Raw genomic sequence first — 11,079 nt, 5'->3', positions numbered from 1 at the left:
TCGTTCCCACGCTCTGCGTGGGAACGCATCCCGTGACGCTCCGCGTCACCACTGCGCAAGACTTGAACCTTGCATCGCCAACTGGACGCAGAGCGTCCGGGGCGGCGTTCCCACGCAGAGCGTGGGAACGATCTTCATATATTCAGTTTCGCAGCGAGCTCATGTGGGAGCCGGGCTTGCCCGCGATGCAGGCACCTCGGTCTGTCAGTCAGACCCAGGCGATGCCATCCGGTGATTAATGCTCGTTCCCACGCTCTGCGTGGGAACGCATCCCGTGACGCTCCGCGTCACCACTGCACAAGACTTGAACCTTGCATCGCCAACTGGACGCAGAGCGTCCGGGGCGGCATTCCCACGCAGAGCGTGGGAACGATCTTCAGTGGCTCTTGGCGACCTTGCCCTTTGCCTGCCCCTTCATATACAACGCCTCCACCAACCGCTGGCGCTCATCCCGGGGCAAGGTGCTGGCGAACTGCGCCAGGGTGTTGTCCACCAGCGCCCTGAGCGCCATGTCCGCCTCCCGGGCCTTGCCCAAATCCGTCACCAACGCCTCACGGTCGAGAGTCGGCGCCTCCAGTTGCTTGATCACGTCCAGCCGCGCCTCGCGCCCGGCAAGTACCAGCGGCTGGCTGTCGGCGCGGTTCTGGCGCAACAACTGGCGCAGTTCCTTGCGCCGTTCCGGCGGCAGCTTGACCATCGCCTGGCGCAGGCCATGCTGGTTAACCACCGCCTCGGCGGGCTTGGTGTTCGCCAACCAATGGTACAAGCCACCGCCGACACCGCCGATCAAAAACACGTTGAACAACACCGACACAACCAGCAGCGGCTTCAGGTACTTGGGTGACGGGGTCATTGCTCGCTTTCCTCGGCGTTGACGGTGAAGACGACTTCGGCGTCGCCCTGGTCGAAGACACTCGGCAGTACTTCAGGGCCAAGCATGGGCAACGGCACGCTCAACGATGCCACCAGGATTCCGGCGGCGACCCCGGCGATGCCCACGCCAACAAAACCGGCCGGCGACAGCCAGCCGGCGTAGCGCGCCCAGAAGGACTGGCGCTGGGGAAACGATTGGCGAATCTGCCGCGCCAGCGCCGGGTCGACGGGTGCCAGTTGATAGCCGTCCAGCTGGCCGTCGAGCCATCGCGCCTGATGCAGCACCTCAAGGAGGCTGGCATCGCCTGCGTCCAGCAGGGCCTGGGCCTCGGCCTGTTCGGCGCGCGGCCAACGGTGCAAGTGGCCGCCGTAAGCCTCGGCCAATTGGGCAAATCGTTCAGGCGTCATGGTTTTCCCCTTCCTGGGCGGGCGGGCCCGGGTGTGTCGTCAAGGTAACTGCGCAGGTTGCGCCGGGCCCGTGACAGCAAGCTCTCCAGTGCCTCGACGCTGATGTTCATCAGCGCCGCGGCGTCGATATTCGACAGCTCTTGGTAATACTGCAACACAATCGCTTCACGCTGGCGATCAGGCAGCGACGCCAACGCCGCCGCCATGCGCTCACTGCGGGCGGCCGCTTCCAGCTGTTCATCGGGCGCAGGCGCTGTGTCGACCACCTCGCTCATCGCCTCCTCATCGCGCAACGGGCGCTCCTTGCGCCGACGCAAATGGTCGTGGCACAGGTTGAGTGCCACGCGGTGCAGCCAGGTGTCGAAACGCGCTTCGCCACTGCGCCAGCTTGCAGCCTGGCGCCAGATACGCAGAAAGCTTTCCTGGGCCACGTCCCTGGCCTCGTCGGCATCCCCGAGGATCCGACTGGCGAGCGCGAGCAAACGCGGCAGTTTGCGCGTCACCATTTCGTTGATGGCCGCCGGTTCGTTGTTACCGATGCGGGCCAACAGCTCAACGTCCGGATCAGTGTCTTTCAATAGGGCAAGTCTCGGTCCGATAGCTAAGGGTCAGGTTGACGGAATGCTCAGCGGATCCAGTGCCCTTCTCTCCAGTACCAGTTGGGGCCGCGCGATTCCCAGTGGCCAGGTTCCCAACGGGCGTTGCGCATCACCGGCTGCCAGTGGCCCGGTACCCAGGCATAACCGCGCCCTTCGTAGCGCCAGTGCCCGCGATCCCACACATAGCCAGGGCGTTCGACGGGAACGGCCTCGACGCGCATCGGCGGTGGCGCTTCGCGGATGATCACTTCGGTCTGGGCAAAGGTCGGCGTGCTGACCAGGACGGCCAGTGCCAGCGGGATCAACAGGGCATAACGTAATTTGGCCAGCGGTCGTGCAAGTCTCATGACAACTCCTTCATCGGCGATCGCCAGTGATCGCAGTTGTAGGGTTGAACGGCAGGTGTCCGAAAATCCGTCGCAACAAAAAGAACTTTTTATCGCGACCGCTCAGGACGGCAGGCAGGGCCAGTATTGCCCAGGGTTTGCGGGGAGTTGATGAAATTGTTGAAAGGTCGCGACGGATTTATCCATATGGCCGCGTTCAAGGGTTAACCGTTGGTAATCGACAGGCGCGTTCTGTTGGTTGGCGACGCCCATCACCTTGAGGAAATCACCATGTCTCGTCGAATTTCACTGCTGGTTGCCGCCGTCCTGCTCATGAACCTTGGCGGCTGCGTGTTCCTGCCGGGGCACCGCGAGCATTGCTGCTGGCGCGGTTACGGGGTAGTGACTACCCCGACGGCACAAGCGATCTCCTGATCCGCTAACTGACCGCTGCAAAACCCCTGCGCCCGGCCTTGATCTCGGTGCGCAGTTCGCCAATCAGGTTTGAGATGGAACGGATGCTGTCCAGACCCTGGGGCGACACACGGGGCAGCAGCAGGTCGACGCGCCCGGAGGCCGGGTCGAAGATGTTGATGCGCAGCGAACCGTCGCTGTTCAATGAGCAGTCACAGGCGAGGGGCAGGAAGCCCGACTCCATGATGTGGCGAAACTCGGCGATCGAAATCATGCGGGCACCCTTCCCTGTTCGGAGCTCGGAGGACGTGATCCGTCTAGGGTAGATGAGCTTTTTCAAACTGCCCGGGAATTAATTCAAAAGTGATACTTGGTGCGCATTTCGGCTAAAACCGCTGGCCGGCTGACGCCAGAAAAACCACACAGCCCCCCTCTTATCCGATGCCACGCGAAGGGCTTGCTTCCTGGCGATGATGGCCAGATGCTCTGGTTTTTTCCGACACCGAGAGCACCCCGCATGAGTATCGAACCTTTGATCGAACCCGACAGTGCTGTGTACAAGACGTTGCTGGAATCGACCAAGGCCATCCCCTGGCGCATCGACTGGCCGACCATGACCTTCAGCTACATCGGCCCGCAAATCGAGGCGCTGCTGGGCTGGACGCCACAGAGCTGGGCCACCGTGGACGACTGGGTGGAACGCATGCACCCGGATGACCGCGAATACGTGGTCAACTTCTGCGTCTCGCAGTCCCGCGCCGGGGTCGATCATGAAGCCGATTACCGGGCGCTGACCGCCAGCGGTGAGTACGTGTGGATTCGCGACGTGGTGCACGTGGAGCGCAAGGACGGCGAGGTGCAGGCGCTGATCGGCTTCATGTTCGACATCAGCGAGCGCAAGAAGACCGAAGAACACCTGATTCGCCTGCAGAAGCAGCTGGAGGAGTATTCGTTCCAGGACGGCCTCACCGGCATCGCCAACCGGCGCATGTTCGACACCGTGCTGGCGCGGGAATGGACCAGCGCCCAGCGCAGCCAATTGCCGCTGTCGTTGATCCTGTTGGATATCGACTATTTCAAGCAGTACAACGACCTCTACGGGCATATCAAGGGCGACGAATGCCTGCGCCAGGTGGCACGCACGCTGTCGCAGGCGGCCAACCGGCCACGGGACTTCATTGCGCGCATCGGCGGCGAGGAATTTGTGTGGTTGTTGCCGGAAACCGATGCCGAGTCGGCACGGCGCGTGGCCGAACGCTGCCTGCACTTGATCCGCCAGCAGCAGATCGCGCATGAGCACTCGGCGGTGTCGGACCTGCTGACACTGAGCCTGGGCGTAGGCACTTGCACGGTAACGCCGGGCGGCGCGGCGCTGGCCTTTGTCGAAGCCGTCGACAAATTGCTGTACCAGGCCAAGCGCAATGGGCGGATGCGCGCAGAGTTTGCCGACGTAGAGGATTGATACAACGCTCAAATCGCGGGCAAAAAAAATCCCAAGTAGCTGATGGAAACTTGGGATTTAAAAATGCATAAACCGTGGGAGGTGAACGCCCGGCTATATTACCCAGCGGGAAAACTTGTAACAAGATAATTTTCAACCTTTCGTCGGATTAAAACAGCGCTAAGTCATTCAATAACCACACTTTTTTAATGGATCCGATTATTGGAAATGCCACTTTTTGGTGCAATAACAGCGCATCGTTAAACAAACTTCGCTGTTTAATTCCGCGATAAAAATAAGGTTATTGATTAAAAGTGCGTGGGCTTCTTCAAATAGTGCTGATACAGGTGTTTGCACGGATCCACCAACACAAGTTCGTCCTGGGGCGTGGCGCGCGAAACACTGGCTGCCTGACGGCATAACGCCAGGCGCTCCGCCGCCTCTTCCCGCTGCCGGTCGACCTGGGCATTGAGCCGAACGAAATAAGTCCCCAACAACACCGCGACACATAGAACGCCGACGCCAAAATAGCGCAAGGCGTTGGATTGAGGGGGTTCCAGCTCACTCATACACTCATTGCACCTTGTGTTTCTGATAGCGAACATCGTCGCCCTCGGCCGTGTCGACCACTGCCCAGCCAAGCCGCTGGTAAAAACCGTTGGCACGGATCTGATCCCGCCCATCCGTGATCAGGAAGAGCGTGTCGTGGTGCTCGAACAGCGCGGCCTCGGCCACTGCCATCAATTGGCGGCCCAACCCAAGGTTCTCGTGAGACGGCAATACAAACAGGGCGAACACCTCGCCTTCGGCAAGATCAACCATTGCAAACGCGACAGGCCTGCCGTCCAGTTCGGCAAGCCATACGCAAGGCGCCTCGCGCATGCTGTCGGCGACGACTTGCGGGGTAATGCCCAGCTCAGCCATCTGCTCGCGGCTTAAGTGGTTCTGCACCACGGCGGTGCGAATGTCGAAAATGGCATTGATATCGCCCGGAGTTGCCAACCGTATAACCGAACCCATGTGCACCGCCTCCCGATGAGACGCTCAATTGTATGTAAATTGAAACACATCGGTTGTGGTGGATTTGTAAAACAGTCAGCCGGATTGCGCGTTAATCCTGCTCACGCCGCCTGAACTGCCCCGGCGCCAGCCCGTGGGCCTTGCGGAAACACCGGGAAAAATACGCCTCGTCGGTAAACCCGCAACGGTGCGCAATCGCGCCGATCATCTGCGGGCTGTTGAGCAGCAGCGTGCGCGCCAGTTGCATGCGCCGGTCGAGCACCAACTGGGAGAAGGGTTTGCCGGTTTCCTTGCGCAACAGGTGGGTCAGGTAGTTGGGCGACAGGAACGCCGCCGCCGCGGCATCCGTCAGGTTCAGCGACGGCTCGTGCAAATGCTCGCGGATGTAGCCTTGCACCCGGGCCAGGGCATCCTTGCGCCCACGCCGGGTGGCGTTGTTGGCGGCGAAGGCCTGGAGCGGTTCGGCGTACTGTTCGCACACCAGCCCGATCAACTGGAACAGGTAACCCTTGAGCCGCTCCCGGGCGCCGAAGCTGCGGTGGGCGTCCAGGGTGCGCATGTGTTCCAGCCAGGTTTTGACTTCTTCGAAGGCCGCGTCGTCGAGGATGAAGTCCAACTGCTCCTGGAAGCGGAACGGCGACAGCTCCGGCGCCTGGCCGATGGGGATGTCTTCCAGGTCCAGCGGGTCGCAGGTCAGTTGCGGCAGGAAAAAACCCTGGCTGAAATTGATCAGCATGAAGTCGCCGTCGTCGGGATGGGGAATCACGTGCAGGCGATGGGGCAGGATAAAGGCCAGGGCCTTTTTCGGGAACGGGCGCACCGCACCGCCGATGTGCTGCACGGTGTCGCCACCCAGGTTGATCTGGATCTGGAAATATTCGTGGCGATGGGGACTGGTCAGCGCCGCCCTGCCCCGCTTGTCGCGGATGTAGAAGTCGGAGCGGTCGCTGCGTTGTTCCATGCCATAGGTGGTGATGCGGGTGCCGGGCATACGTACTTCTCGGAGGGCCTGGGCACCACTGTAGCGTCAACCCTGGCCGAGGGTGAAGCTCAGCTCCGCCAGGCCGTCGATCCCGGCGGTCACCACATCGCCCGGTTGCAAGGCGCCGACGCCCGCCGGGGTGCCGGTAAAGATCAAGTCGCCGGCTTTCAGCGCCACGGATTTGGACGCGTGGCTGATCACCTCACTGACCGACCAGATCTGGTCTGCCAGATCGCCCACTTGACGTTGCTCGCCATTCACCTTGAGCCAGATTCGCCCAGTGCCCGGGTGGCCGACGGCACTCACCGGCCGCAGCGGAGTGCAAGGTGCCGACTCATCAAAGGCCTTGGCCCATTCCCACGGCCGCGACAGCTTTTTCGCCTGGGCCTGGAGGTCGCGGCGGGTCAGGTCGATGCCCAAGCCGTAACCCCAGATATGCGCAAACGCATCTTCCGGGGCGATGTCCACGCCGCCCTTGCCGATGGCCACCACCAACTCGACTTCATGGTGCAGATCGGCGGTCAGCGGCGGATAGGCGATCACGCCCTCGGCGGGCACCACGGCATCAGCTGGCTTCATGAAAAAGAACGGCGGCTCGCGGTCGGGGTCGTGGCCCATTTCGCGGGCATGTTCGCTGTAGTTGCGCCCGACACAGAACACCCGGCGCAGCGGGAAGCGGGCGTCGTCGCCGTGGATGGCGAGGGACGGGGTTTCGTTGGGAGTGATGACGTAGCGGGTCATGGCATGTGCCTCTTCGGTTACCTGGGGCCAGTATGCGGACGGGCTCCGGGGCGAAGTTGGACAGGCTTACGCAGATTTTGTACTGGGCGGTGCATCGGTCACTTTGCCGAGCGAACCCAACACTGCTAGCCTCATCGCGCTTTCAACCCCTGATCCCGCAGAAAGGACTCTGATGAACATCATTCGCGCCGTCGCCCTCTTCGCCGCCTCATTGTTCTCGATGAACACTTCAGCCAAGGCCCCGCTTCCGGGATTCCAGTTGCCCAAGGCAGATTCGGAATATGACGAGAAGGTGTTGGCGGATATCAAGAAGATCGGCTGGCACCATGTGCATGTGCGGGCTGAAGACGGTGAGCCTTCGTTCGCCTACTCCCTGGGGTTCTACGCCAACTTCGGCCAACCGGAAATCATCGTATTCGGGCTGCCCCCGCAGATTGCCCAGCAGTTGCTGAACATCGCCGCGATCCGCTTTGCCGGTGCAAAAGCCGCCTATGAAACCTACAAGCCCTATGACGATATTGCCGAAGGCATGCGCATCGCCTTCATTCCTGTAGACCGCAGGCACTACCGCGAGTACCTCGGTTATGCCGGCTGGTTCTACGCCTCGATCAAAGCTGATTTCCCTGCGTTGCAAATGGTCTGGCCGGACAAACAAGGGCGCTTTCCGTGGGAGCCCAACTACGACCAGTCGTTCTCAAGGCTCCAATTGCTGCTGGATAAATAAGGGTTATTTACGCGCCAGCTTGTAGCGCAAACAGTCCTGATAAAAACTCTGGCGAATCACCTCGGGCTTGACCCGCGAACGGCTGTCGTAGGTCTGTTCGGTGATGCCCATGGCCATCATGTGCATCCAGGGTTTCTTGAACTGGTAGGTCTTCAGCTTCTGCCGCGCGGCGTACAGCGAGACGCCCGACAGCTTCAATTCCTGGGCCCGGGCGGCGGTGCCAGCCCCCCAACTGCACATGTACTTGTCGTTGTCCCGCAGCTCCCGTGCCTCAACCGAAACCGCCCCACCCGCCAGGGAACAGGCGATCAGCATGATTCCAACATTGCGCATTTGCATCCCGCCTAACCACCTGAAAATAAAAGTGATTTTGGCGAGGATTTTGTTACAAAGGGGCCAGCAAATTGCCTTATCGGTGAATTTTCCGACCTGAAACCGAACCGAGTAACAGCGTTGCCATTCAGGCATTTTGCCACTATTGGTTGCCGATGGCCCATTGCCTGACGATAATCGCGGCGCTCTCCCACACTCACGCAAGGAAACGCCGTGAAAAAGCTTCTACTGTTGACCCCATTGCTCGCGCTGCTGTTGCAAGGCTGCGGCGTCACCATGACGCAATACGAGCCGAACTTCGATAACGTCCAGGTCCTCAAGCAGGCAGCGCCGCTGCAACCCGTCAGCAATGCCCAGGTGACGGCCGCGTCGGGCGAAGGCTCGTTGTCTGTACGTGCCAACCCGATCCGCTCGCCCAGTGGCAGCATCCCGGCGCATATCCAGGCTGCAATCACCCAGGAACTGCAACTGGCAGGCCTGCTGAACCCGCAAGCAGAACGTCATCTGCAAGTGCTGGTGGTGAAGAATTCGCTGTCGGCAGGCATGGGCTCCGGCAACGGCACCCTGGCCGCGCGGTTTACCCTGCTCAAGGGCAATGACGTGGTGTACGACGCGACCAAGGAAGTGAATCACACCTGGCCCAGTTCGTTCTTCGGGTTCATTGCGATCCCGAATGCCGCCAACGCCTACAACCCGATGGTGCGGGATTTGCTCAAGTCGCTGTACAGCGACCCGTTGTTCATCAAGGCGCTTAAGTAAGGCCTGGGCTGCGAGGATCGGCCACCCTGCCCTCGCAGCTGTTTCAAACGTTCAGTTACGTGTCACGCCCGTGGCACGCCGGCATCCAGCGCCGAATACTTCAGGTTATTACCGTCGACCATTTGCTTGAGCAGGGCATTGACCTGGCGGGTGAAGGTATCGGTCACCGCGTCTTTCGGCGTATTGGCCATCAACGGGATGAACCAGATGCCCATCCAGGTATTGATCGAGTCGTGGTTGGTGCCGGTGCTCAGCGCCTGGCCTTGTGCGTCCACCGATTCCAGCTTCATGGTGTACTGATCAGTCCCCAGCGCCGGAATGATGGTGAAGGTAAAGCCGCTGATAAAGGCCAATACCAGTTGGCCGCCACCCGGTGGATGGTTGTAGACCTTCAGGCGCAGGCTGTAATCGCCTGGCTGCTTCTGGAATTCATCCAGGGTCACGCGACCAAACAGGCCGGAGTCAGTCAGGACTTTCTGCAGCTGTGGCTTGAGCATGTCACGCGCTTGTGGGACTTCGGCCGCGGCGGCATTTGTCGGCTCGCCCTGGTAGAACTTGAAGTCTACGTAGACGTTCGGTTTGTTGGCGTAGCTGGCCTTCGACGGCAGCGTGACGGGTGCTACTTCGTCTTTCGTGAAGCTGGCGCAGCCGCCCATCGACAACGTGATCAGGGCCAACCCCAGCATTTTTCCAATGTGCATTACGACTTCCTTAGTGAATGGAGCGTCTCCATGGCCGGAGTTGCTGGGGGCGGATGATAAAGAGTGGGTGGGAATGTTAAAAGGCCATCTCCGAGAAATACCCGCTCGCAGGCAGCACTAGTTGGCGGAGACCAGTTTCAGGCCGATCACGCCGGCCAGGATCAGCACGATGCACAAAACCCGCAATGGCGCGGTGGAATCGCCCAGCAATGCCATGCCGAGGATCGCGGTGCCCGCTGCGCCGATTCCAGTCCAGACCGCGTAGGCGCTGCCCACCGGCAGGGTGCGCAGTGCCATCGACAGCAGGATCACGCTGGAAACGCCGGTCACGACGGTGAGCAATCCGGGGGTGAATCGGGTGAAACCGTCCGAGGCCTTCATCGCGAACGCGAAGGCGATTTCAAGGATGCCGGCCAAGCCGAGCAGTAGCCATGCCATGGGATGAGCCCTCAGGAAATACAGTGAGTGTGTGGCGAGCAGCCCCGCCACACCGAATCAGCGTTGGCTATGCCTTGGCAGCCGCCGCTGGCGTGGTACGGAAGGTGATGCCCAGTCGGTTGAAGGCATTCATCAAGGCGATGCCGTAGGTCAGGTCAGCCAGTTCCTTGTCGCTGAACTCGGCGGCCGCTGCCGCATAGTCGGCGTCCGAAACATCACTGGCGGTCACGGCTTCGGCAAAGGCCAGCGCCACGCGCTCACGCTGGGTGAAGACTGCGCCAGCGTCGTGCCACACTGGCACCAGCACCAGCTTGTCCACGGCCAGGCCTTGCTTGAGCAGGTCCCGCGAGTGCATGTCGATGCAAAAGGCGCAGCCGTTGACTTGCGAAACCCGCAGGTAGACCAGGTCGATCAGCTCCTTGGACAGGCCGCTGTTTTGCAGGTAGACGTAAACCCCGCCGAACGCCTTGTAACCTTCAGGGGAAGCTTTGGAGTAGTCGAGACGCGTTGTCATGGTGAAGTCCTGTAGCGGTTGGATGAAGCCGCCATCTTGCGGCGCCATGGCCCACCCAAAAAGATCCATGATCCGGCTTGAGCGCTAGGCCATGGACCCGCGGACATGGCCTACTCTGAATCATGATTCTTGGCTCTTTGGCATGGGTCATGGGGTTCGTAGACTGAGGGCCATCCATCCAGGAAGCAACGCACCATGAATATCCTCCATGTCAGTGCCAGCCCTCGCGGGCAAGCGTCGGAGAGCAACGCCCTCTCCCTCAAGATCATTGAATGCCTGCGCCAGCGGCACCCGGACGCCGAGGTGATCCAGCGCGGCATTGCCGCCAATGCCCTGGCACCGGTGGACGAGCCTTATGCAACGTCCCAGCAGTCCCTCGTGGACGTCTCGTCCGAGGGGTCGATGGCCCAGTCCGAGCGGCTTGTTCAGGAACTGGAGCTGGCCGACATTGTGGTGATCGCCACCCCTATGCATAACTACTCGGTGCCCGCGGCCCTCAAGCTATGGCTCGATCACATCGCACGGGTGCGCCGCACCTTCGATATCTCGGCCCAGGGCAAGATCGGCCTGTTGCAGGACCGGCCAGTGTTCGTCGCCATCGCCTCAGGCGGGCGGTTTTCCGGGGAGCGCGCGCACCAGCCGGACTTCCTGACGCCGTACCTGAAAACCATACTGGGCATGATCGGCCTGCATGACGTGACCTTCTTCACCGTCGAAGGCACCGCTTCCCGCCCGGAAACTCTGGCCCAGACGCGCCGCCAGACCGACCAGGCGCTGCACGATTATTTCGCCACCTGAACAGGACC

At 60.9% G+C, this 11,079-nt stretch carries 18 protein-coding genes; 5 read left to right on the top strand and 13 right to left on the bottom strand.

Features of this window, described 5'->3' with window-relative positions:
* Window positions 1-376 precede the first annotated feature (376 nt).
* The 4 genes from ACW9I6_RS09200 to ACW9I6_RS09185 are packed head-to-tail and all read right to left on the bottom strand — an operon-like array spanning window position 377 to window position 2,227.
* Window positions 377-853, bottom strand: a complete 477-nt coding sequence (locus tag ACW9I6_RS09200) for a periplasmic heavy metal sensor (protein ID WP_003219717.1) — start codon at window positions 851-853, stop codon at window positions 377-379.
* Window positions 850-1,281: a hypothetical protein gene (locus ACW9I6_RS09195; protein WP_003219715.1), complete on the bottom strand. Its 432-nt coding sequence runs from the start codon at window positions 1,279-1,281 to the stop codon at window positions 850-852. Before ACW9I6_RS09195 ends, ACW9I6_RS09200 begins: the two co-directional genes overlap by 4 nt.
* Window positions 1,278-1,859 (bottom strand): RNA polymerase sigma factor, encoded by a 582-nt coding sequence (locus ACW9I6_RS09190; RefSeq protein ID WP_008435980.1) that lies wholly within the window; start codon window positions 1,857-1,859, stop codon window positions 1,278-1,280. Before ACW9I6_RS09190 ends, ACW9I6_RS09195 begins: the two co-directional genes overlap by 4 nt.
* 47 nt (window positions 1,860-1,906) lie before the next feature.
* Complete coding sequence (locus ACW9I6_RS09185) at window positions 1,907-2,227, bottom strand: YXWGXW repeat-containing protein (RefSeq protein WP_457339207.1); 321 nt, start codon at window positions 2,225-2,227, stop codon at window positions 1,907-1,909.
* 270 nt (window positions 2,228-2,497) lie between these two features.
* Here ACW9I6_RS09185 and ACW9I6_RS09180 point away from each other — a divergent pair, with 270 nt between their 5' ends.
* Window positions 2,498-2,641 (top strand): hypothetical protein, encoded by a 144-nt coding sequence (locus tag ACW9I6_RS09180; protein ID WP_166742173.1) that lies wholly within the window; start codon window positions 2,498-2,500, stop codon window positions 2,639-2,641.
* A 4-nt stretch (window positions 2,642-2,645) separates the two neighbouring features.
* Here the strand turns inward: ACW9I6_RS09180 and ACW9I6_RS09175 are convergent, their stop codons facing one another.
* Complete coding sequence (locus ACW9I6_RS09175) at window positions 2,646-2,894, bottom strand: DUF1652 domain-containing protein (RefSeq protein WP_008435982.1); 249 nt, start codon at window positions 2,892-2,894, stop codon at window positions 2,646-2,648.
* A gap of 243 nt (window positions 2,895-3,137) precedes the next feature.
* Here ACW9I6_RS09175 and ACW9I6_RS09170 point away from each other — a divergent pair, with 243 nt between their 5' ends.
* Window positions 3,138-4,082 (top strand): sensor domain-containing diguanylate cyclase, encoded by a 945-nt coding sequence (locus tag ACW9I6_RS09170; protein ID WP_003219704.1) that lies wholly within the window; start codon window positions 3,138-3,140, stop codon window positions 4,080-4,082.
* 287 nt (window positions 4,083-4,369) lie between these two features.
* Here ACW9I6_RS09170 and ACW9I6_RS09165 read toward each other — a convergent pair whose 3' ends face one another.
* The 4 genes from ACW9I6_RS09165 to ACW9I6_RS09150 all read right to left on the bottom strand — a co-directional run bounded on the left by ACW9I6_RS09165 (window position 4,370) and on the right by ACW9I6_RS09150 (window position 6,804).
* On the bottom strand, window positions 4,370-4,630 hold the full coding sequence (locus ACW9I6_RS09165; RefSeq protein ID WP_003219703.1) for a hypothetical protein: 261 nt from the start codon (window positions 4,628-4,630) through the stop codon (window positions 4,370-4,372).
* Between the two features lie 4 nt (window positions 4,631-4,634).
* Window positions 4,635-5,081: a GNAT family N-acetyltransferase gene (locus ACW9I6_RS09160; RefSeq protein ID WP_003219700.1), complete on the bottom strand. Its 447-nt coding sequence runs from the start codon at window positions 5,079-5,081 to the stop codon at window positions 4,635-4,637.
* 91 nt (window positions 5,082-5,172) lie between these two features.
* Window positions 5,173-6,072 (bottom strand): helix-turn-helix transcriptional regulator, encoded by a 900-nt coding sequence (locus ACW9I6_RS09155; RefSeq protein WP_134326910.1) that lies wholly within the window; start codon window positions 6,070-6,072, stop codon window positions 5,173-5,175.
* Window positions 6,073-6,108: 36 nt separating this feature from the next.
* Complete coding sequence (locus tag ACW9I6_RS09150; protein ID WP_102369405.1) at window positions 6,109-6,804, bottom strand: fumarylacetoacetate hydrolase family protein; 696 nt, start codon at window positions 6,802-6,804, stop codon at window positions 6,109-6,111.
* A gap of 172 nt (window positions 6,805-6,976) precedes the next feature.
* On the opposite strand from ACW9I6_RS09150, the gene ACW9I6_RS09145 reads away from it, so the two are divergent.
* On the top strand, window positions 6,977-7,528 hold the full coding sequence (locus tag ACW9I6_RS09145) for a DUF4262 domain-containing protein (protein WP_003219697.1): 552 nt from the start codon (window positions 6,977-6,979) through the stop codon (window positions 7,526-7,528).
* A gap of 3 nt (window positions 7,529-7,531) precedes the next feature.
* On the opposite strand, the gene ACW9I6_RS09140 is transcribed toward ACW9I6_RS09145, so the two are convergent.
* The gene (locus ACW9I6_RS09140) at window positions 7,532-7,861 is read right to left on the bottom strand and encodes a hypothetical protein (protein WP_023658946.1); all 330 of its coding nucleotides are present in this window, start codon (window positions 7,859-7,861) and stop codon (window positions 7,532-7,534) included.
* 213 nt (window positions 7,862-8,074) lie between these two features.
* On the opposite strand from ACW9I6_RS09140, the gene ACW9I6_RS09135 reads away from it, so the two are divergent.
* Window positions 8,075-8,620 carry a hypothetical protein gene (locus ACW9I6_RS09135; protein ID WP_003219695.1) on the top strand — a complete coding sequence of 182 codons (546 nt, stop codon included), beginning with the start codon at window positions 8,075-8,077 and terminating at the stop codon, window positions 8,618-8,620.
* Between the two features lie 62 nt (window positions 8,621-8,682).
* On the opposite strand, the gene ACW9I6_RS09130 is transcribed toward ACW9I6_RS09135, so the two are convergent.
* From ACW9I6_RS09130 to ACW9I6_RS09120, 3 genes are all read right to left on the bottom strand, one after another.
* Window positions 8,683-9,321, bottom strand: a complete 639-nt coding sequence (locus ACW9I6_RS09130; protein ID WP_134326911.1) for a hypothetical protein — start codon at window positions 9,319-9,321, stop codon at window positions 8,683-8,685.
* A gap of 117 nt (window positions 9,322-9,438) precedes the next feature.
* Complete coding sequence (locus ACW9I6_RS09125; RefSeq protein WP_087693029.1) at window positions 9,439-9,759, bottom strand: DMT family transporter; 321 nt, start codon at window positions 9,757-9,759, stop codon at window positions 9,439-9,441.
* Between the two features lie 67 nt (window positions 9,760-9,826).
* Entirely contained in the window at window positions 9,827-10,273 is a 447-nt protein-coding gene (locus ACW9I6_RS09120; RefSeq protein ID WP_029615984.1) for a carboxymuconolactone decarboxylase family protein, read from the bottom strand.
* Window positions 10,274-10,468: 195 nt separating this feature from the next.
* Here ACW9I6_RS09120 and ACW9I6_RS09115 point away from each other — a divergent pair, with 195 nt between their 5' ends.
* Window positions 10,469-11,071, top strand: coding sequence for an FMN-dependent NADH-azoreductase (locus ACW9I6_RS09115; protein WP_087693030.1), 603 nt, complete (start codon window positions 10,469-10,471; stop codon window positions 11,069-11,071).
* Window positions 11,072-11,079 lie beyond the last annotated feature (8 nt).

This window comes from Pseudomonas sp. SDO5522_S412, assembly GCF_054071215.1.
The sequence above is the reverse complement of the archived record's forward strand: the minus strand, read 5'-3'. Positions and strand labels throughout refer to the sequence as shown.